Raw genomic sequence first — 21492 nt, 5'->3', positions numbered from 1 at the left:
AGCATGGTTGCCCCGTGGATCACCACACCCGTGACCAAGCCACTCCGCCCTGATTTGTTCCAGCTCAAGGTTCGGCTTGACCTCAGCACAACATCAATGCCGTTACAGGGAGACCAATGAACATTTCTATGAGAGCTCGCGTCGGCATGGGGGTGGTGCTCGCTTACGGCGGCACGGCCTGGCTCCACGGGCTTCACGCAGCCTCTGCCCAGCAAGACTGGAGTTCGGGCACCTCAGCGTTGCACTTCCTTCGGGACGGGACATTGTCGCTTTTGCTAGTGGTCCCGGCCGTCCTGGTCGTGTTCGCGATGATCGCTCGCCTGCGGCCGGCATCTCGGATGATCTCCTTGGCTCGCGCCACAGTCGCGGTCGTCGGTGTCACTACGGCTGTGTTCATGTCAGGTGCGATCGGCCACACGCTGATCTTCCCCTCCGAGCATGCCTCCGCCGCCCACGCGGTTGCCTCAGCTGTCGCACCGGCTGCCCAGGCAGCTCCTGGCGCCAGTGTTGCACTTGGTGCTGTCCCGCCACCTGGCGCGCCAGGTGCCCCAGTCGCTGCCGCGACCAAGCCCGGGTTCCACCCGCACCAGCCCTCGGCGGAGTGGTTGGCCAAGACGGGCCAAGCCAATGGCTCCGCCAAAGCCGCTGCCGACCCGCACGCTGCGCACAACGGCGCCGCTGAGGCCCCTACCGCTGCCGCCGCCGCTGCCGACCCGCACACTGCGCACAACGGTACAGCCTCTTCCGCTGGCACTACTGGCGCAGCGGTAGCCGAATCGGCCACGGGCGGCCACATGGAGGCGACCTCGGGTGCTGCACTCTTCGAGCACGGAGCCATCGAGGCCGCTCGCGTGTTGCCGGTGCTTCTGCTCCTCGCCCTGGCAGGCCTCGTCCTGGGCATGCGCCGAAGCGATGACGTGACCGGTGGGTATGCCCCGAAGCCGGTACGGCGTACCCGGTCTGTCGTGACCCCGACGCCGGCACGGCGTGCCCGGTCCGTCGTGGCCCCGACGCCACGCCGCTCTCGCCTGGTCATCGCCGTGGCGGCGGGCGGTGTCGTCGTGATGACGACTTCCGCTCTGATGGGTTCCTCTTCGGCGACAGCTGTCATTGGCGATCCGATCACTTCGGCCAACGGGGTCTGCCCGGCCGGTGCCCGCGCTATTGAGTACGACCTGGCCGCCTTCCAGGTGACCATCCCTCTCAACGGCTGGGGCGACAAACTGCCCAACGGCCTGATGTATGCCCTCAAGAACGCCGACGCAAGGGTGAACAAGGAAAAAATCCTTGCCAACCCCAACCTCACCCAGCCGCTCGTCGTGCGCGCCAACGTCGGTGACTGCGTGTCCGTCAAGGTACGCAACGACATCGCGGGCCGGCGAATCGGCCTGTCCACCCAGGGCCTCGTTCAAGCGGACGTGAAGACTTCCGACGGCGCGCGGGTGGGCCTAAACCCGGACACGACCATCTCCACGGGCACCGAGCGCACCTACACCTGGTACGCCGACCGGGAGGGCGAGGCGCCGCTGTACGACAACGCCAACCTCGACCCGAACGACCCGAAGCACACCTCCGTCCAGAACGGCCTGTACGGCGCGGTCGTCGTGCACCCGAAGGACTCGACCTGGCACAATCAGATCACCGGGGCCGACCTGCTCACGGGCGGGCGCGCCGTCGAGTCCCAGCTGTTCGCCGACATCCGGGCAGGCGCGGCCTCGACCCGTTCGGCCGTCATGATCTTCCTCGACGAGAACGAGGGCGTCCTGGACCGGGACGGGAAGCAACCGACCTTCCCGACGACCGGGCTGAAGGACTCGAGCTTCGGCATCAACTACCGCTCGGAGCCGCTGCGCAACCGGCTGCGGGCCATCCTCGAGCACCGTGGGACCGTCACTCCGGAGAACCCGGGTGGCGTGGCCAAGACCATCACGCTCCCCAACGGCAAGACCTATGCCCCAAGTGACAACTTCTGCAACGGCTACGTGCCCGAGCTCGGCAAGGTCGTCGACGACCCCGGCGCCAAGTGCATGGGCGAGGAGTCCCACCTGCAGTCGTGGGTCTTCGGCGACGAGGGCAAGCTGACCCGAACCGTCGACGGCGTGAAGGTGACCGATTCGGACAACCTGATCCCGAAGGGGTACGTCGGTGACCCGCTGAAGTTCCACGTCGTCCACCCGGGCGCCAAGGAGACCCACCCCTGGCACCAGCACACCCAGCGTTGGAACGCCGACCCGAAGAACCCGAAGTCACCGCTCAACGACGTCCAGTCGTTTGGCCCACATGAGGCTCGAGAGCTGAAGATTGAGGGAGGTGCCGGCGGCACCCAGGGCACGGTCGGTGACACGATCTTCCACTGCCATCTCTACCCGCACTTCGCCCAGGGTTTCTGGGGCCACCTGCGGATCTTCGACAAGTTGCGCGACGGCACGGCACAGTATGCCGACGGCACGCCCCTGGAGGCGCTGCAGGAGCTGCCGAACCGGGCAGGCGCCACGGCGGCCCCGACCGCAGCACAGCCCGGTTTCCCACTGTTCGTCAAGGGTGACGTCGGCCAGCGTGCCTACCGTCCGCCGAACGCGGTGGTCAAAGACACCTTCGCTGCTATCCGTCGCCCCGGCGACGCCCCCCGTGGCCCGACCGCACTTGAGGCCGCAGGGATGCCTGCTCTTGACCCGGACAAGCCCGGCAACGGCTACATCGACCCGTGCCCGACAACGGCACCAACACGGGTCTACCGGCCACACGTCATCGACACCCCAATCACCTATAACTCCGCGGGCTGGAAGGACAAGCAGGGAAGGGTCTACGTGGAGGAATCCGATGCGGTCGCTGTGCGGACAGGACAGAAGGCACCCGAGCCGTACACCATCCGGTCCAGGGTTGGTGAGTGCGTTCAGCTGTTCACCACCAATGACCTGCACCTCGACGAGAATCCCAACGTCCCCCTCGACCACGTGAACCGCCTCGACGGTGATTACATGGCCACCGAGGAGACATCCGAGGTCTCGACACACGTGCACCTGGTCAAGTTCGACCAGGTTGCCTCCGACGGCACCAGCGTGGGCTGGAACTACAGCTCCTCGGCGATGCCTGGCCAGACCTACGGCTATCGGTGGTTCGTGGACACAGCCTTGCGGACGACCTTCTTCCACGACCACCAATACGCCAACCTGCACCAGCAGAAGGGCCTCTATGCCGCGATGAACGTCGAGCCCGCTGACGCCACGTGGCACGATCCGAAGACTGGTGCTGCGACGAACGGGGTCGGCCCCATGGCCGATATCCGCTCAGCCAGCGGCCCGGACTTCCGGGAGATGACCATCTTCTACTCCGACCGAACGCCCATGTGGAAGGACAACGGCGCTGGTCCACCGATCAACCCACCTTCGGCACCGGACAACTACGGCCAGGACCAGGGCGGCTACTCGATCAACTACAAGAACGCCCCGTTCCAGATCCGGACGAAACCCGGGGTTCACGGCGCTAAGGGCGACCCCGCGTACACCTACTCATCTGCGGTCAACGGCGATCCCGATACGCCGCTCCTGAGGGCATACTCGAAGGACCCTGTGGTCATCCGCAACGTGGCTGGCTCCCACGAGGAGATGCACGAGTTCAACCTTCACGGTCACCGTTGGCTGAATGAGCCGGACAATCCCCTGTCTCGGACGGTCGACACCCAGACCCTCTCGCTCGCGGAGTACTTCAACTACGAGCTGCAGGGCTCGCAGGTGGTCAAGACCAACCCCGGTGCTGCAACAACAGTCGCCAAAGCCTCGAACAGCGTCGCCAACGGCACCCCGTCGATCCTGCAGGACGGCGCCGGTTCCCCCGGTGACTACCTGTATGGCTCCCCATTGCTCGAGGACCAGTGGATGGGGATGTGGGGTCTGTTCCGGGTCCCCAAGAACGCGGTCTCCGACCTCCAGCCGCTGCCCGACCGGCCAGCTCCTGGAAGTGGCGACGCGTGGCCAGCCCTCAAGCCCGGTGACGCGCTCAAGGTTGCTCCAACAGGATCGCTGGGTTCGGTCACCCCGTGCCCGACAGGGTCAAGGGCGGTCGCCGTCAACGTGTCGGCCATCGCCAAGGACATCGTGTATAACGCGAAGTCAGGTGACCACGACCCGTACGGCACGATGTTCGTGCGAAGCGAGGACGTGACCAAGGTTCGCTCGGGTGCCATGAAGACCGAGCCCCTGGTGATCCGAGCGAATGTGGGTGACTGCGTCACGGTGACGCTCAAGAACGAGCTGCCACGGACGCCCGCAGCGCACACCGGTGACCTACCGTTGCCTGCGGACGTGACGAACTTCCCACGTTCCAACCGGGTGTCCATGCACCCAAACCTGTTGACCTACAACGTCATTGACTCCGATGGGGCGACGGTCGGGTACAACTACGACCAGACCGTCGCGCCAGGAATTACGACAAAGTACACGTGGTATGTCCATGCCGCGGTCGAGGACGGAGCAGCGAACCTGCTCGACTTCGCTGACCGGCGTGGGAGTCGCCACCATGGGTCCTACGGGGCGCTGTTGATCGAGCCAAAGGGCTCGACATACGTCAACCCCAACTCCGGGGTTGCGATCACCTCGGGCGCACAGGCCAACGTCACCTACACCGACGCCGCCGGCGTCAAACGCAGCTTCCGCGAGGCTGTGCTCAACTGGGTCGACGGTCTGATCCTGCGAGACAAGGCCGGGGCCATCCTCCCCTACCCAGCGGAGGGCGAACCCAGCGACCAAGGGCACCGGGGCATCAACTACACGACCGAGCGTTTCGCCCCTCGCCTGGCGAAGGACCCAGAAGTGGCCAACGTCATGTCGTCGGTGGTGCACGGCGACCCGGCCACACCGCTCGTGCGGGCCTATGTCGGAGACGAGACGCACCTGCGGCTCGTATCGGGTGGTGACCGCGACCGGCCACACACCTTCAGCCTGAACGGGCACGGGTGGCGCTACCAGCCCAGCGACCCGAACGCGATGATCAAGACAGCTGAGGGCGGTCTGCTCACAGGCAACGCCTTCAACTACAACCTGCTCGGTGGGGCCGGTGGACGCCAGAAGCTTCCCGGGGACTACCTCTACCGGGACGGCGGTCTGGACAACCAGGTCAACCAGGGCCTGTGGGGCATCTTCAGGGTGGAGGGCTCACCCAAGGCAGACCTGAAGCCTCTCCAGTAGTCCATCCATTGTGAGAACAGCGTGAGAACGTGAGCCGGCGGCACCTCGGGTGCCGCCGGCTCACGCGCGTTGCTGGGCGCGCTGGACCCAGGAGTGCCACCGAGTGGGGCCCGCGGGCCGGATATCCTGAACCTCGTGTCCTCAGAGCGCGCGCCGCATCCCACGCGCCCAGAAAACAACGCGGCGAACTTGACCGCCAACGACTCTTCGACCTCCACGGCAACCGACGCAGCACAACCATGACACCCAAAACGGCCTACGTCTGGGTTATTTACTCACGCGCTCGTTAGGCTCGAAAGATGACTGCGGCCGAGCCTGACGGTACCGAGCTTGTGACGGGTATCAGTGAGCTGACCACCCACGACGAATCGGGCGAACGACGCCGCGACGCCGCCCTCGTGATCGGCGCGGGTCGCATTCTCTGGATCGGCGCCGCGGCGAAGGCTCCCGCGGCCGATCGTCGAACGGATCTCGACGGCCGCGCGGTTCTGCCCGGCTGGGTCGACACGCACACCCATCTCGTGTTCGGCGGGGACCGTTCGGCGGAGTTCGAGGCCCGCATGGCCGGCCACCCCTATGCCGCGGGCGGCATCAACACGACCGTCGCCGCCACACGTGCCGCGACCGAGGAACAGCTCGTGGCAACGGCACGGCGTTTGCGCCACGAGGCCGAAGTTCAGGGCACCACGTTTCTCGAAACAAAGACCGGCTACGGGCTCGATGTCGAAAGCGAAACACGTTCGGCGCGCGCTGCCGCCCAGGTGGCCGATGTCGTGACCTTTCTCGGCGCCCACATCGTGCCCGTCGGGATAGACCGTCGCACTTACCTCGACCTCGTGACCGGGCCGATGCTCGCTGCCGTGCGACCTTATGTGCAGTTCATCGACGCGTTCTGCGAGCAAGGCGCATTCGACGTGGAGGAAACCCGAGAGGTACTGCTGGCCGGCCGGGCCGCCGGCCTGGGAATCCGTGTGCACGGCAACCAGCTCGGCTTCAGCGGTGGCGTGCGACTCGCCGCCGAGTTGGGCGCGGCGAGCGTCGACCACTGCAACTACCTGGAGCCGGCCGACATCGACGCGTTGGCCGCGGGAACGACGGTAGCCACCCTGCTGCCGGCCTGCGACCTGTCGACGCGGCAGCCGTTTCCGCCGGCCCGACGACTGCTCGACGCCGGCGTGACCATCGCCTTGGCGACCAACTGCAATCCGGGGACCTCCTACACAACGTCGATGCCGTTCTGCGTGGCGACGGCCGTGCTGCAAATGGGCCTGACCGTGGGCGAGGCCGTCTGGGCGGCGACGCGCGGTGCGGCCCGGTCGCTCGGCCAAGACCAGGAAGCGGATACCGTCGGCTCCCTGCAGGTCGGCGGCCGCGCCGACCTGCAGGTTCTGAACGCTCCCTCGATTTCGCACCTGGCCTACCGCCCCGGAGTTGCCCTGACCCGCGCCGTCTGGAGGCACGGGCTACGCCGGGGTTCCTGAGGACGGCATCCCTCGCGCGCCCGCGCGCGAACTACGCTGGGGGGATGACCTCTGGCCCGAGCACACCTCCCCTGGCACACAAGAAGCCGCAAAATCGCGAACACCACGGCGACGTCTATATCGACGACTACGAGTGGTTGCGTAATAAGGACAGCCCCGAGGTCATCGCCCACCTCGAAGCGGAGAACAGCTATACGGATGCCCGCACCGCCCACCAGGAACCGCTCCGGCAGCAGATTTTCAACGAGATCAAAAACCGCACCCAGGAGACCGACCTGAGTGTTCCGGTGCGCCGGGGAAACTACTGGTACTACACCCGCACGGTCGAGGGCCAGGAGTACGGCATTCACTGTCGCGCGCCGATCAGCAGCCCGAATGACTGGGCCGCTCCCCTCATCAGCGGCAGCGACCAGATCGGCCTGACCGGCGAGCAGATCCTGCTCGATGACAACGTCGAAGCCGAAGGCCACGAGTTCTTTTCGCTCGGCAGCTTCGACCTCAGCGACGACGGCACCCAACTGCTGTACGCCGTCGATATCGAGGGCGACGAACGCTATACGATCCGGGTACGCGTCATCGCGACCGGCGAGAACCTGCCAGACACTATCCCGAACACGAGCGCCGGCGCCCTGTTCGACCCGAGTGGACGCTACCTCTTTTACACCACCGTCGACGACGCCTGGCGCCCCGACACCGTCTGGCGGCACGAAATCGGCGCCTCACGAACCACTGACACCAGCATCTTTCACGAACCCGATGAACGGTTCTGGGTCGGCATCGGCATCACCCGCAGCCGCAAATTCCTCATGATCGAGGCCGGCTCGAGCGTCACCACCGAATCCTGGCTGCTCGATGCGACCGACCCCACCGGTGACTTCACCGTGGTCTGGCCCCGGCACGACCACACCGAATACGATGTTGAGCACGCCATCATCAACGGTGAAGACCGCCTCCTGATCGTGCATAACGGCGGCGGCGCGGTCAATTTCGAGCTGGTCAGCGTCGCAGTAGAAGATCCGCGGGGCACCCAGCGGATGCTGCTGCCGCATGACCCACAGATCCGCCTCGAAAGCGTCGACGCGTTCGCTGACTTTCTGGTCGTGGAGTACCGCCGGGACGGCCTCACCCGGATCGCCATCGATCGGCACGACGAGAGCGGACTGACCGAGCTCGACTTCGACGAGCCGTTGTTCGCCGTCGGCTCGGCCGGCAACCCGGAGTGGACGCAGCCGACCATTCGATTCGGCTTCACGAGCTTCGTCACCCCGTCAACGGTGTACGACCTCGTCGTGGCTACCGGCGAGCGCCGCGTGCTCAAGCAGCAGCCGGTGCTCGGCGGTTATGACCCCACACTGTACGAACAGCGCCGTGAGTGGGCGACCGCCGAAGACGGCACTCAGGTACCCATCTCGCTGGTCTACCGCCGCGACCTCATCCTGCCCGGCACCCCGGCACCGACACTGCTCTACGGCTATGGATCGTACGAGCACAGCATCGACCCCGGATTCGGTATTGCCCGGCTCAGCCTGCTCGACCGCGGCATGATCTTCGCCATCGCGCACGTGCGCGGCGGCGGCGAACTCGGCCGAACCTGGTACGAAACCGGCAAGACCCTGACCAAGCGCAATACCTTCACCGACTTCGTGAGTTGCACCCGGCACATCATCGACGCGGGCTATACGACCCCCGACCAACTGGTCGCCGAGGGCGGCAGCGCCGGCGGGCTGCTCATGGGCGCCGTGGCGAACCTCGCGCCCGAGCTGTTCGCCGGCATCCTCGCCGAGGTTCCATTCGTCGACGCCCTCACCTCGATTCTCGACCCCTCACTGCCGCTCACCGTGATCGAGTGGGACGAGTGGGGCGATCCCCTGCACGATGCCGACGTGTACGCCTACATGAAGTCGTACTCCCCGGTCGAGAACGTGCGCGCCGTCGCCTACCCGCATATTCTTGCCGTGACCAGCCTGAACGATACCCGCGTTCTCTACGTCGAGCCGGCAAAATGGGTGGCTAAGCTCCGGGAAGTCGGAGCGGATGCCCTACTCAAGACCGAAATGTCGGCCGGCCACGGCGGCGTCTCCGGTCGCTACAGCGCGTGGCGTGAGCGCGCGTTCAACTACGCCTGGGTGCTGGGCACCGCCGGTCTGAATCCGTCAGAGAGCGACAGCTAGGGGAATGTCGAACGGCCCAGACCTGACCCCCGCGTGGAAGCGGCTGGTGCAGGCGCCCGAGCCGCCGGCATCCGCTCTGCCGCGAATCGGTAATTTCGGGCAACCGCGTGCACTGACTACCGGCCCGAAAGTGGCGATGGGGCTGCAGTTCGAGCTGCGCGAGCAGACTCCGCGCACAAATGACCGGTGGCGTGGGCCGACTGCCAAGCCGGTGAAAACGCTCGAGCCCGGCCACGGCGAGTTTCGGCTCGGCGTGCGGCCGGTTATTTCGAATGCGAAGGGTAACTGGGTGCGCAGCAACGTCACCTGGAGCCACCTCACCTTTCAGCTGAACCGGTTCAACCTCGACCCCGAACACCATCGCTGGATCTCGCAGTTCGCCGCCCTCTACAAGGCCGTGCGCGAGGTGTACACGAGCCAGGAAACCGACTGGATCTACCTCGACAACTTCACCAGTGCGCTGCTCTGGCCGTTGCTGCGAGAGGCCGAACAGCTCGGGATCGGCTTCGTCGGCGCCAAGAAAGGCGTCTGTGTGCGGGTCGGTTCGCTCGCCGAGATCAGCCTCGACGCCTCTCGAACAGATTCTGCCGGCCCCCTGGTTCTGCAAGCCCGCTTGCACATCGACGGGGAGAACCACCCCCTCGAGGCCGCCGGAATCATCGCCGGCCACGGCATCTACAGTGTGCGGTTCGGCCTGCCGACCGTGTTCACGCTTGCACCGACCGCTGGCCCGCTGAACCGCGAGCAGCGTCACCTGGTCGGACGCGTCGAGGCGGCGATGGTCCCCGCAGAGGATGCGGCCGAGTTTCTCGGCTCCGTCTACCCGACGCTGCAACGCACGGTCTTGGTCACCAGCACGGACGCCTCGGTGCGCTTTCCCGAGGTACTGCCCGACGACTTTGAGCGCACCGAAGTACCGCACTTGGTGATCACGACGGTGGAGACCGACCAGCGCGACTGGTTCGATCTCGGCGTGATCGTCACCGTCGGCGCGATCACGGTGCCATTCGGCCCGCTGTTCAAGGCTCTTGCGAAGGGCCAGACCCGCCTGAGACTGGTCGACAACAGCTATCTCTCCCTGCAGAGCCCCGAGTTCGAGCAGCTGCACGAACTCATCAACGAAGCCCGCGCACTGCAGGAGTGGGAGACCGGCCTGCGCATCAGCCGCTACCAGGCCAGTTTATGGAGCGATTTCGAGGATCTCGCCGACGAGACAGTGCCGGCAATCTCGTGGCGGGCCGCCGCCGCCGGGCTCAAAAATCTGGCCGGCATCGACCCGACTTCGCTTCCGGGCGGCGTGCGTGCCACCCTGCGCCCCTACCAGCAGGAGGGGTTCACCTGGCTCGCTTTTCTCTGGAAGCACCGGCTGGGCGGGGTACTCGCCGATGACATGGGCCTCGGTAAAACACTCCAGACCCTGGCGCTGCTGGTGCACGCGAGCGCCTCTGGGCCGGGGCCGTTCCTGGTCGTGGCACCGACATCCGTTGTGGCGAACTGGCAGAACGAGGCGACTCGATTCACGCCCGGGCTGCGGGTACGCACTCTCACGGCGACGGAGGTAAAAAGCCGCACGCTCATAGCGGATGCCGCCACCGACGTCGACGTACTCATCACGTCATACGCGTTGTTCCGTCTCGATTTCGACGCATACCAGGCAGTGGCCTGGGCTGGCCTCATTCTCGATGAGGCGCAATTCGTGAAGAACCGCACGAGCCGCGCCTATGCCTGCGCGAAGGAATTGAACACGCCGTTCAAACTGGCCATCACGGGAACTCCGCTGGAGAACAACCTGATGGATCTGTGGTCGCTGTTCAGTATTGTCGCGCCGGGCCTGTTTGCCTCATCGCGCAAATTCATCGAGGACTACGTACGGCCGGTAACCCGGGGCGAGAACCCCGAGCGGCTTGCGAAGCTGCGGCGGCGCATCCGCCCGCTGATTTTGCGCCGGACCAAGGACGTTGTTGCCCGTGACCTGCCGCCCAAGCAGGAGCAGGAGCTGCAGATCGCGCTGAACCCGGCGCACCAGAATCTCTACGACACGTTTCTGCAGCGGGAACGGCAGAAGCTCTACGGTTTGATCGAGGAACTCGACAAGAACCGGTTCATTATTTTTCGCTCGCTCACCCTGCTGCGCCTACTGAGCCTCGACGCCTCCCTCGTCGACAAGAAGTATGCGGGCGTGCGTTCGAGCAAGCTCGACGCCCTGTTCGAACAGCTGGGCGATGTCATCAGCGAGGGACACCGGGCACTCGTCTTCAGCCAGTTCACGTCATTTTTGAAGCTCGCCGCCGCCCGGCTCGACGCGCAGGGTGTTCCGTATTGCTACCTCGACGGGTCGACGTTGCGGCGCAGCGAGGTGATCGACCGGTTTAAAAGCGGTGCGGCGCCGGTGTTCCTGATCAGTCTCAAGGCTGGCGGCTTCGGTCTCAACCTCACCGAAGCCGACTACGTCTTTCTGCTCGATCCGTGGTGGAACCCGCAAACCGAGGCGCAGGCCATCGACCGCACCCACCGCATCGGCCAGACCCGCAACGTGATGGTCTACCGGCTCGTCGCGACCGGCACTATCGAAGAGAAGGTCGTGGCACTCCAGAAGCAAAAATCGCAGCTGTTCAACGCTGTGCTTGACGACGACGCCATGTTCAGCACCGCGCTGACCGCCGATGACATTCGCGGTCTCCTCGAGCCGTGATCAGACCGCGCTCGACGCTGCCCACAGGTTGATGCCGTTATCGACAGCGTGCTCGTCGATGGCGGCCAGTTCCTCGGCGCTGAAGTCGAGGTTGTCCAGTGCCCCCACGTTCGCCTCGAGCTGGGCGACCGACGATGCCCCGATAAGCGCGCTCGTCACCGCTGAATTGCGCAGCACCCAGGCCAATGCCAGCTGGGCCAGTGACTGACCACGGCCGGAGGCGATCTCGGTTAGGGCGCGGATACGGGTCAGCGCCTCCGCGCTCACCATGGACTTGTTCGCCGAGCCATCCCGGGCGACCCGGGAGTCCGCCGGAATACCACTGAGGTAGCGGTCGGTGAGCAGCCCCTGGGCCAGCGGCGAGAACGCGATACAGCCGACGCCGATGTCGTCGAACGTATCGAGCAGGTCGTCCTCGACCCAGCGATTGAACATCGAGTAGGAAGGCTGGTGAATCAACAGCGGGGTGCCGAGGTCGGCCAGAATCGCGGCTGCTTCTCGGGTGCGTGCGGGCGAGTACGACGAGATTCCGGCGTAGAGGGCGCGGCCACTCGTCACTGCGGTGTGCAGTGCGCCCATGGTTTCTTCGAGCGGGGTATCGGGGTCGGCACGGTGCGAGTAGAAGATATCGACGTAGTCAACGCCCATGCGCGAGAGCGACTGGTCGAGGCTCGACAATAAGGATTTACGGCTGCCGAAGTTGCCATACGGGCCCGGCCACATGTCGTAGCCGGCCTTGGTCGAGAGCACGAGTTCGTCGCGGTGGGCGCTGAAATCTTCGCGGTACAGCCGGCCGAAGTTCGTTTCGGCCGACCCAGGGGGCGGACCGTAGTTGTTGGCCAGGTCGAAGTGGGTGATGCCCAGGTCGAAGGCCCGGCGAAGAATAGCTCGTTGTGTGGCAAGCGGCTTGTCATCGCCGAAATTCTGCCACAGACCGAGCGAAATGGCGGGAAGCTTGAGGCCGCTGCGCCCGACACGACGGTAGGGCATGGACTCATAACGGGATTCATTCGCGAGAAAGGTCATTTGATCATGATGGCACTTTTCTCTTCCACACCGACGCTACCCCAGGAGAAACCTGGAGTATGCGTCAGCAAGCTCAGTGCGCGGATTTCACCTCGGAACGCTTGCGCGGTTTGCGGTTCTCCGCGCTGACCATCCAGGAATACTGCTCGAGCTTCTCGATGAAAGCGTGAAGAAGATCGGCACTGGTGGGATCTTCCTCGTCGACCTCATTGTGCACCTTGCGCATGTTGGCGACCGTGGCGTCGAGCCGTTCGGTGATGAGGGTGACCGTCTCGGCCGTGTCGACTTCGCCGTCGGGAAACTTCGGCAGGTTGGTGGCCTTGGTGACCGTCTCGCTGCGACCGTCAGGCATCGCGTCGAGTGCGCGCATGCGTTCGGCGACCTGGTCGGAGAATTCACGCACATCGACGATGATCTCATCGAGTTGCAGGTGCAGGTCGCGGAAGTTCTTTCCAACGACGCTCCAGTGCGCTTGTTTGCCCTGCACGTGCAATTCGATCAGGTCGACCAGAACGGACTGCAGGTTGTTACTGAGTGTCTCGGAGGCGTGCATGGTGTCCTTTCAATCAGGGAGAATTCGCCTCAAGGCTATATCACGACCGTGTGATCTGGGCCACAATGCAATCGCCCGACCGAGGGCCGCAAACCCGACGTGCGGCCCCCGGCACGCGGGATTATCGCGGGCGCGGCGTTGGGCACGCTCTGATCTCGTCAGGCGTCCTTTGGGGCGCGTGGCAGGCGCGGCTTGCTGTACTTCTTGTGCGCGGTCTGCGGGGCGGTACCAAGGAGGCGTGCGATATCAGCCCAGGAACAGCCGCCGTCGCGCATAGCGTTGACCGCCGCGGTGACTCGCAGGTTGACGTCGACGCGATCGCGCACCGCGCGTTCCAACTCTCGCTCCAGGGCTCGGTAGGGCCGGGCAATATGCGGGGCGGTTTCGTCTGTCGGTAGTGGCGGTGGTTCAGCCGTACCCTCATTGAACTGGTCGTGACTGTCGGGGGCAACACTGGTCATCGGCAACCTTTCCACTGATGAAATGTAGGCCGAGCGTGCTGGTGCGTCAACCACTTGACGCAGACATTTTGACGTCTGCGCAGTCGGTGTTGTATGCGTTCCCTCGAACGTGCGTGCGCTATGGCAGAATCAAGGACATGGCACTCGAGGGACGTCCCGGCGCGGTCGTTTCTGTCAGCCGCGATGACGCGCACCGCTTCAGTAAGCCGGTGTTCGCAAGCATCCGTTTGCTGGCTGGAATCGGTGTCGAGGGCGATTCTCACGCGGGCGCCACGGTGCAGCACCGCTATGCCAAAAAACGTGATCCCACGGCGCCCAACCTCTGCCAGGTGCACTTCATGGCCGCAGAGTTGTTCGACGACCTCGTACCCACCGGGTATACGGTCGCACCGGGCGAGCTGGGCGAAAACGTGACGACCATTGGAATCGATCTGATGACCCTGCCGCTTGGAACCCGACTGCACTTCGGCAGCGAGGCCGTGGTCTCGATCACCGGCATGCGCAGCCCCTGCTCGCTCATCAACGGCTACCAGAAAGGCCTGATGAAGCAGCTCATCAAAACGGATGCTGCCGGCGCGGTTCATCGCCGCGGCGGAATCATGGGCGTCGTGGTGACCGGCGGCATCGTGCAACCGGGCGACCGGATCCGGGTGGAGCTGCCCATCGGTGAGCATCTCCCGCTCGGGGTCGTCTAGATCTGGATTCACGATCAGGCCAGATCATGGGCTTACTCTCCGGGTCCGGGCCGACAACCAAGCCCTACTGGGGATCAGCGGAGGTGTGGAACCACGGCGGGTAGACCGCAACCTTGGGCTTATACGAGCTGGCCTTCAGGATGCCGCGCACAGTTTCGCGCACATTGTCGTTGCAGACGCCGATGAGCGTGATCAGGTCCATCGGCACGGCGTCGGGAACGAGTAGCTCGGCTTCGAGAAGCATCGCACCGTCTGCTTCGGCGCGAAGGGTCTGCAGCATGCGTTCGGCGGTGGCCGGCGTGGCGCCGAACCGGGTCAGCGCGCCGGCGGCATCACCGTTGGTGACGGCGATCACGCTCGCAACGAACGGAACCGCCTCCTCGGCGGCGTCAGCATCTGGCGCGGTCAGATCCTGGGCGGGGTCTAGCTGGGCCTCGTCTACCGGGGCATTGGCCGAGACAATTTCAGCTGCGGCACGCGCCGCCATCCCATCATTGATCTTCTTGACCGTGCTCACGAGCATGACGAAGTCGAAGGCCTCGGAGCCGTGGGCATCGCGCGCCAGGCGCGGGTCAGCGGCTTCAGCGCGAACGCTCTCCCAGACGGTCGCATTCGGCGACAGAAAGAAGGGCACGTACTCAGCAACACTGCGACCATCGCCGGAGACGCGGGCAGCCCGGCGCAGGTCGCGAGTGCCCGGTGCGGAGATGTCGACGGTCGGCCGCGCGGTGAGGGCGTCGTTGGCAAGCAGGCGTCCGTCCTGCAGGATCGCACCGAGGTTGCTGATGTGCGTGAGGTGGTACACGCGCTGCTCGTCGACGTTGTCGGTCGAGACCTTCTCAGCTCGCACCGGGCGAGGCGCGCCGGCCACGCGAACCGGGCGGGCCGTGCGTGCGGCGGGCATAGCCGCCGTCGGCAGCGGGTCGCGCAGCGAGGACAGCTTCGGTGCGCGGGTTTTTTTCACCGGGGTGAGGGGCTCAGTAACAACTTTGGGAAAACACAGAGCGCACAATTGGCCCTCGAGTCCGTGGATGCATTCGTCGTCCAAGAGGGAAAAACCTTTCGTTACGCGGCTCGCACCACTCGGAAAAGCCGAACGCACATACCGCCTATTAACGTTACGTTCATTTGGATGGCTGCGCTGACCGTTCTTTAGTTTTTCGGCAACTTGAACCGAACAATGAGACCGTCGTCAGTGCATTCAATGCGCAGATGATCGAGCCCGGGCACGACGAGGTCGGCCTCGAGTTCGGCCGCCGGATAGGTTCCGGCGACTCCGATCGTGGTGCAGCCAGCGGCGCGGCCGGCCTGCAACCCGGCGGGCGCATCCTCGATTACCAGACACCGACGCGGGTCGACGCCGAGCCGGGCGGCTCCCTCCAGAAACGGTTCAGGGAACGGTTTGCCGCGCGGGGTGTCATCGATGGTCACGATCACGCTCGGTGCCACCAAAGCGGATGCCGCCAGCCGTGCGACCGCCAATGGCCGCGCGCAGGACGTGACGATCGCCCGTCGACTCTCCGGCAGGCTGTCCAGGAGCGCTGCGGCGCCGGGCAACACGGTGATGTCCTGGGTGTCAGCGATTTCGAGGGCGAGAATGCGGTCGATCGCCTCGTCGACGCGGGCGGCTGGCACGAGTTCTGCGATGATGTCGCGCGCCGGGCGACCGTGGGCGGTTTCGTCCTTGGCCACGCCCCATTCCCTTCCCCAAACGGCCCACGAGCGGTCGACCGCCGGCGTGGAATCGATGAGGGTACCGTCCATGTCGAACAATACGGCGTCGAAGGTGCGCCCCTGCAAAACGTTTTCGGTGGCAAAACTGAGGTCGGGCATCCGTTGTCCTTTCGTCGCGCCGGCTACCTGCCGATGTGTCAACGGTAGGCCACCCAGCATTGCCCACGCCATTCGGTGCGGCCCGGGCCGGTATCGTGGACAGCAACAACCGAGCTGGGAGACCTTGACGTGTGGACGACCGTTCTGGTGATTGCGGCCGTGCTGGTCGGGTCGAGCATGCAGCGCATCACGGGCATGGGCTTCGCCCTGGTAGCGGCGCCTTTTCTGGTTTTATTGCTCGGGCCGGTTGACGGCGTCATCGTGGTCAACGTGTGCGGGGTCCTCACGGCGAGCATCATCCTGACGCGAGTATTTCGGCAGGTGGACTGGCGGCGCTACATAGTTCTGGCACTCTGCGCCGTTGTCGGTATCGTGCCCGGCTCCTACATTTTGCAGTTCGTTTCGGTGGCCTGGCTCGAAATTTCCATCGGCGTACTCGTGGCAGCCGGTCTGACCATATCGGTGAATCTCGGCCGGGTCGTTGTGCGCGACCGACTCGGTTTTCGCGTGATGGCCGGCATGACCAGCGGGTTCATGAACACGACGGCCGGTGTCGGCGGTCCGGCGGTGAGTATTTACGCGATTGCCACGGGATGGCCGCAGCGGTCCTTTGCCGCGACCATGCAGCCGTACTTTCTCACGATCGGGCTGGCGTCCCTGGCCTCAAAATTCGCCCTAGGATCGGCCGACCTGCCCCAGTTGCCCGTGCTGGTCTGGGTGCTCATCGGATGCGCCTGCATCGTGGGGCTCATCATCGGTGACCGGCTGGCCTCTGTGGTCGAGCCGCACGTGGCCCGCCGCCTGCTCGTAATCGTTGCCTATCTCGGGTCGTTCGCGACCATCGTGCGCGGAATAATCGAGCTGCTCGTCTAAGGCGGGCGGCGGTTTGGTCACTACCTCAGATGGTGAAGTCGGCGCCCTCGATGGATACCGACTCGGAGGCGGCCGGGTTGGCATGGTGATGCGCGGCATCCGTCTGCATCCTAGGCTCGTCGGAATAGGTAGCCGTTACCAGAATGGGCATGTGATCTGAGGTGCCCTGCGGGAGGGTCTCGACATTGGAAATTATCAAGCCCATCGAGGTTGCCAAGTCGAAGTGTCCGCGAAAGAACTTATAACGGGTATACGTGCGCGTATCGCTGAGCGTGAGATCGTAGCCGGACTGGTTCACTTTATTACCGAGCTTGCCCTGGAAGATTGGATAGTTATAGTCGCCGACCATGAGGGTCGGCAGGCCGGGGCCCAGAACGCTCAACTCTTCGTGGGCGCTGCGAATCTGGTTGCGGCGCAGAGAATTGAGCGCGGTCAGCGGCGCTGCGTGAAACGATGCCACGACGAACTCCCGCTGCGCGACATTATCAACCAGGCGGGTGGCGATCAGGCGTTCGTGTGCGGGCGCGGCGACACGGTCGTGCAGCGACTTCTTGAGCGCGAAGGTCTGCGTCCTGATCGCTGTGAAGCGGTCCCTGCGATAGTAGATGGCCAGGCCGAGGCGATTGCGATGAGTCGAATCGGCCAGGTGCAGGTTTCCGACCTCGGCCGGCAGATCGATGGTGTTGCATTCCTGCAGGCAGAGAATGTTGGGACTGTACCGTTCGGCCAGGGCGACGAGTTCGCCGCTGGCACGGTTCTTGCGGAGGTTGTAACTAATGACCCTCATGGCACCCGTCTCAGACTCGATGGCTAGGCCTTTAGCCTACGACTCTCGCCGGGGTCGAAATTGAACATCCGGGGTCAGTTGACACATGCGCAGGTGGCATCCAGCCTGCCAACTTTTTCGAACCCAAGGGTCGACGCCGAGGCGTCCCCGGTCGGGGCTGCCCGGCGCACGAAACGTAGACTTGATCGGCCGCGTTCCTGCGGCACACGCGAGGGAGCCGCATGACCCAGAACGACATCGTTCTTATTCGCCACGGGCAGACCGAGTGGAGCATCTCCGGTCAACACACCGGGCGCACCGACATTCCACTGACCGACTTCGGGCGCCGTCAAGCGGATGCTCTCGGCGAGATGCTGGACGGTCGACACTTCGATCGGGTCTACTCGAGCCCGCTGGTGCGTGCCTGGGAAACCATGGAACGGGCCGGTTACGGCGCGCAGGGCGTGGCCACCGACGACGTACTGGAATGGGATTACGGGGTGTACGAGGGACGCCGAACCGCGGACATCTGCTCGGAAATTCCCGGCTGGACCGTGTGGAGCGACCCTATTACGGATGGTGAATCCGTGGAGGAAGTGGGCGCACGGGCTGATCTCGCCATCGACGCCTGCCTCGCAGCCGAGGGCCGAGTGGCCATTTTCGCCCACGGACACTTTCTGCGCATCCTGACCGCGCGCTGGATGGATTTGCCCGCCGTCGCTGGCAAGAGCCTGAGCCTCGGCACCGCAACCGTGTCAACGCTCGGTTGGGAGCGCGAGAACCGCGTGTTGCAGATGTGGAACGACTCCTCCCACCTGAGCTCGATGGACCCGATCGTTTAGTCGTACGGCGAACGAAGCACGGCAAACGGCCGTACTACCCCTAGTCTGGGGTTAGACAGATTCTATTCGTTGGAATCATTGTCGTGGGGGCGCACGAACGTATGTGCGTATTGCGCCCGGAGGGCACGACAGTTGGGGCTTGGGGGCGTCACCTACTCGCGAGCCCGGTCAACGGGAGAAGCCCGGTGTGCAGCACCGGCGGCCATATCAGCACGTGGCCCTGCCCTGACCCGCATCGTGCGGGTCTTTGGAGAGGGAAAAAAACATGAGTTCGTTTACACAGCTTTCATCGTCGCGCAAGCGACTTCTCGGCGCCCTCCTGGTCGTCGGCATCATCGGAGTGGGCAGCATCGGAATCGGCGGAGCCGTCGCATCCGAGCCCGCACCGCGCGCCGTGGTCGACCTTGGAGAGGCCGGCACCTTTGCTATCCTCTCGAAGTCCGGCATCACGGACGTCTACACATCAGCGATCAGCGGAAACGTCGGAGCGAGCCCCATCACGGGAGCTGCTATTCACGTCACCTGCCCGGAGGTGACCAATGGCACGATTTACAGCGTCGACGCCGAGGGTCCCTCCTGCATCGTGACCGATGCCACGTACCTCACCGAAGCCGTCAGCGACCTCGAGATCGCTTACACCGATGCCGCCGGGCGCACCACTCCGGACTTCATCAACCTGGGCGCCGGCGAAATCGGTGGCCTGACCCTCACCCAGGGACTCTACAAGTGGGGCACCGACGTGAACATCTCCACCGACGTCACCCTCACCGGCACCGCGGATGACGTCTTCATCTTTCAGATCTCCAAGGACCTGGAACAGGCTTCGGCTCAGAACGTGATTCTCGCCGGCGGCGTGCAGGCCAAGAACGTGTTCTGGCAGGTTGCCGGATCCGTCGCCATCGGCACGACCGCGCACTTCGAAGGCACCATCCTCAGCCAGACGATGATCGCCATGAAGACCGGAGCGACCATCAACGGACACCTCCTGGCCCAGACGGCCGTCACACTGCAGAGCAACACGGTCACCGCGCCCGTCGAGTAGCTTCGCAAAATATGCACACGGGCGCGGCTGACGTCGTGTCGCCCACGCCCGTGTGCGTTACCGCGTGAACGTCGAGGTCAGTGCACCGGCACCCAGGTTCCCTTGACTCGCTCGGTGATCAGCGACGCCCGCAACTCGGCGACGACCCGCAGATCTGCCACGACGTGCGCGCCGATCTGCAGGGCCGACGCCGAGTCATCCGCCGTGAAACGCACGATGACCCGCGGTGCACCGGCGACGATCGTCAGATCGGAGGCTTCCACCGTGGTGAATTCGGCGGCCGCCGCAGCCGCCCGGGGCACGACCGAGGCAGGCACGGTTCCTGCGTGCAGGGATTCGATACTCATGGTGACGCGATAAGAAGGCATAGATTCAGGGTACGGGTACTGCTTTACTGTACGAGTCCTCAACCCCTCACGTTCGGAGCCCCATGACGTTCACCGCCACGATCATCGCCCAGGTTCAGCGCACCAAGCCCGATGCCCTCGCGGCCATCGCCACCGCCCTCGGTACGAACGTAGAGAACCCGGCTGGAGCGAACGCTTTCATCGCGCTGCCCGACGGCGGCCGGATTGACGTGGAGATTCCCAAGTTCGGCGAAAGCCTGCCCCTGACCATCGACGTGGTGAACGTGCGCGGCCAGGCCGAAGCGCGGGCATCCGCTCAAAACATTCTGGATCTGCTCGAGCAATCCACCGGCTGGCAGGTCGACCACCTGCACGACTAAAGCGGATGCCCCATCCGTGACACTCAGGTGCGCCGCTTACGCTCGTAGGTATGACTGAATCGACTGCCACCGCTTCGCGCATCACGATGTATGGAGCACAGTGGTGCAGCGATTGCCGTCGTTCCAAGTCGCTGCTCGACCGCCTCGAGGTGGACTACGACTACGTCGATTTGCTCCTCGTCGAGGATGGCGCCGATCGTGCCCGCGCCATAAGCGGGCGCACCAACATTCCCGTCATCGTGTTTCCCGACGACACGCACCTGGTCGAGCCAAGCGACGCCGAGGTACGCACCAGGCTCACCCAACTCGGCTACATCGGCTGACCCAGCCTCACCCCCGTGCTACTGTCAGAAATCGCAGGCACTAACGGGGGTCGCATCATGAACGCAACTATCACGACGTCGACGCGGCACATTCCCATTTCGCTCTGGATCAGCGCGGCACTGTTCGTCATCTACTGCGTGCCCGGCGTCGCAGTGTGCTCGTCTGTGCGCGATGACCCGCTCAACGTTCTCGTGCTGCTTTCGGTTTCTCCACTCATGTTCGTCGGCATGGTCATCTCGGTAGTCGACATTGTGCGCACCCGTAATCGTGGCGGCATCAATCAGCCGTATGCGCGGCTGCAATGGGTCGGCCTCGCACTGATGGTCTTAGCGATGCCCCTTTGGATGGCCGCCGCCATTGTGATCGCCTCCCTGCCCTAGCAGTACCGGGCGCGCTCTCGGGCAGGAATTCACTGGCGTTTTTGGCGGCGAGTTCTCCTACCGTTAATGCAGAACTCTTGATGTTTTGACATCTTTGCGCGTAGCGTCGAAGTGTTACCCCAGACCCCGGTAGCGGTTTTGACCGCATCGAGTCAGGGGTTTTGATGTTTCACACGTATCTACATCCGATAAGCAGGTTGTCCGGCGAGGCCTGGACCTCCGTTGGAATCGCTCTTCCGCCGATGACTGTCACCATCACTCCGGCCGTCGATTTCGATCAGCAATCATCGTCTCGCGTGCCGCCAGCGCACGGACCCCCACTCGGCAGCGGCACGATTACGTCGACCCCGCTCGACGATTGGCTCGACAATCTCCCGGCGCGCGGTTGGGATGCCTGAGCGCCGTTGTCATGACCGCCGCGGCGCCAACCAGCAGCGTTGGCC

At 64.4% G+C, this 21492-nt stretch carries 19 protein-coding genes; 12 read left to right on the top strand and 7 right to left on the bottom strand.

Annotated features, from left to right (window positions below; translation table 11 throughout):
- Positions 1-116: 116 nt before the first annotated feature.
- From E3T38_RS04980 to E3T38_RS04965, 4 genes are all read left to right on the top strand, one after another.
- On the top strand, positions 117-5183 hold the full coding sequence (locus E3T38_RS04980; protein WP_134546745.1) for a multicopper oxidase domain-containing protein: 5067 nt from the start codon (positions 117-119) through the stop codon (positions 5181-5183).
- Between the two features lie 299 nt (positions 5184-5482).
- Positions 5483-6664 carry an imidazolonepropionase gene (hutI, locus tag E3T38_RS04975; protein WP_134546743.1) on the top strand — a complete coding sequence of 394 codons (1182 nt, stop codon included), beginning with the start codon at positions 5483-5485 and terminating at the stop codon, positions 6662-6664.
- Between the two features lie 44 nt (positions 6665-6708).
- Positions 6709-8835, top strand: a complete 2127-nt coding sequence (locus tag E3T38_RS04970; RefSeq protein WP_134546742.1) for a S9 family peptidase — start codon at positions 6709-6711, stop codon at positions 8833-8835.
- 4 nt (positions 8836-8839) lie between these two features.
- On the top strand, positions 8840-11527 hold the full coding sequence (locus E3T38_RS04965; RefSeq protein WP_134546740.1) for a DEAD/DEAH box helicase: 2688 nt from the start codon (positions 8840-8842) through the stop codon (positions 11525-11527).
- On the opposite strand, the gene mgrA is transcribed toward E3T38_RS04965, so the two are convergent.
- The 3 genes from mgrA to E3T38_RS04950 all read right to left on the bottom strand — a co-directional run bounded on the left by mgrA (position 11528) and on the right by E3T38_RS04950 (position 13567).
- A complete protein-coding gene (gene mgrA / locus E3T38_RS04960) occupies positions 11528-12553 on the bottom strand; it encodes an L-glyceraldehyde 3-phosphate reductase (protein ID WP_134546738.1) in 1026 nt (341 codons plus the stop codon).
- A 73-nt stretch (positions 12554-12626) separates the two neighbouring features.
- Positions 12627-13106: a Dps family protein gene (locus E3T38_RS04955; RefSeq protein ID WP_134546736.1), complete on the bottom strand. Its 480-nt coding sequence runs from the start codon at positions 13104-13106 to the stop codon at positions 12627-12629.
- A gap of 158 nt (positions 13107-13264) precedes the next feature.
- The gene (locus E3T38_RS04950; protein WP_134546734.1) at positions 13265-13567 is read right to left on the bottom strand and encodes a hypothetical protein; all 303 of its coding nucleotides are present in this window, start codon (positions 13565-13567) and stop codon (positions 13265-13267) included.
- Between the two features lie 137 nt (positions 13568-13704).
- Here E3T38_RS04950 and E3T38_RS04945 point away from each other — a divergent pair, with 137 nt between their 5' ends.
- Positions 13705-14262, top strand: coding sequence for an MOSC domain-containing protein (locus E3T38_RS04945; protein WP_134546732.1), 558 nt, complete (start codon positions 13705-13707; stop codon positions 14260-14262).
- A 64-nt stretch (positions 14263-14326) separates the two neighbouring features.
- Here E3T38_RS04945 and E3T38_RS04940 read toward each other — a convergent pair whose 3' ends face one another.
- Both E3T38_RS04940 and E3T38_RS04935 read right to left on the bottom strand, forming a co-directional pair.
- Complete coding sequence (locus E3T38_RS04940) at positions 14327-15226, bottom strand: DarT ssDNA thymidine ADP-ribosyltransferase family protein (protein ID WP_134546730.1); 900 nt, start codon at positions 15224-15226, stop codon at positions 14327-14329.
- A 188-nt stretch (positions 15227-15414) separates the two neighbouring features.
- Positions 15415-16095, bottom strand: a complete 681-nt coding sequence (locus E3T38_RS04935) for an HAD-IA family hydrolase (RefSeq protein WP_134546728.1) — start codon at positions 16093-16095, stop codon at positions 15415-15417.
- Between the two features lie 129 nt (positions 16096-16224).
- Between E3T38_RS04935 and E3T38_RS04930 the strand changes: the two genes are divergently transcribed.
- Positions 16225-16968 carry a sulfite exporter TauE/SafE family protein gene (locus E3T38_RS04930; protein WP_134546727.1) on the top strand — a complete coding sequence of 248 codons (744 nt, stop codon included), beginning with the start codon at positions 16225-16227 and terminating at the stop codon, positions 16966-16968.
- 25 nt (positions 16969-16993) lie between these two features.
- Here E3T38_RS04930 and E3T38_RS04925 read toward each other — a convergent pair whose 3' ends face one another.
- The gene (locus E3T38_RS04925; protein ID WP_134546725.1) at positions 16994-17755 is read right to left on the bottom strand and encodes an endonuclease/exonuclease/phosphatase family protein; all 762 of its coding nucleotides are present in this window, start codon (positions 17753-17755) and stop codon (positions 16994-16996) included.
- A gap of 221 nt (positions 17756-17976) precedes the next feature.
- Between E3T38_RS04925 and E3T38_RS04920 the strand changes: the two genes are divergently transcribed.
- Together E3T38_RS04920 and E3T38_RS04915 are read left to right on the top strand one after the other, a co-directional pair.
- Positions 17977-18576, top strand: a complete 600-nt coding sequence (locus tag E3T38_RS04920) for a histidine phosphatase family protein (protein WP_134546723.1) — start codon at positions 17977-17979, stop codon at positions 18574-18576.
- A gap of 265 nt (positions 18577-18841) precedes the next feature.
- Positions 18842-19618, top strand: coding sequence for an ice-binding family protein (locus tag E3T38_RS04915; protein ID WP_134546721.1), 777 nt, complete (start codon positions 18842-18844; stop codon positions 19616-19618).
- 77 nt (positions 19619-19695) lie between these two features.
- On the opposite strand, the gene E3T38_RS04910 is transcribed toward E3T38_RS04915, so the two are convergent.
- Positions 19696-19986, bottom strand: a complete 291-nt coding sequence (locus E3T38_RS04910; RefSeq protein ID WP_134546719.1) for a hypothetical protein — start codon at positions 19984-19986, stop codon at positions 19696-19698.
- A gap of 62 nt (positions 19987-20048) precedes the next feature.
- Here E3T38_RS04910 and E3T38_RS04905 point away from each other — a divergent pair, with 62 nt between their 5' ends.
- The 4 genes from E3T38_RS04905 (at position 20049) to E3T38_RS16625 (ending at position 21447) form a co-directional block, all read left to right on the top strand.
- Positions 20049-20345: a hypothetical protein gene (locus E3T38_RS04905; protein WP_104198168.1), complete on the top strand. Its 297-nt coding sequence runs from the start codon at positions 20049-20051 to the stop codon at positions 20343-20345.
- A gap of 50 nt (positions 20346-20395) precedes the next feature.
- Positions 20396-20668: a glutaredoxin domain-containing protein gene (locus tag E3T38_RS04900; protein ID WP_134546717.1), complete on the top strand. Its 273-nt coding sequence runs from the start codon at positions 20396-20398 to the stop codon at positions 20666-20668.
- 57 nt (positions 20669-20725) lie between these two features.
- Positions 20726-21049, top strand: a complete 324-nt coding sequence (locus E3T38_RS04895) for a hypothetical protein (protein WP_134546715.1) — start codon at positions 20726-20728, stop codon at positions 21047-21049.
- 242 nt (positions 21050-21291) lie between these two features.
- On the top strand, positions 21292-21447 hold the full coding sequence (locus E3T38_RS16625; RefSeq protein ID WP_166805425.1) for a hypothetical protein: 156 nt from the start codon (positions 21292-21294) through the stop codon (positions 21445-21447).
- The last annotated feature ends 45 nt before the right edge of the window (positions 21448-21492 follow it).

The organism is Cryobacterium sp. Hb1, assembly GCF_004403585.1.
Taxonomy (GTDB): Bacteria; Actinomycetota; Actinomycetes; order Actinomycetales; family Microbacteriaceae; genus Cryobacterium; species Cryobacterium lyxosi.
This window is presented reverse-complemented; position numbering and strand designations above follow the sequence as displayed.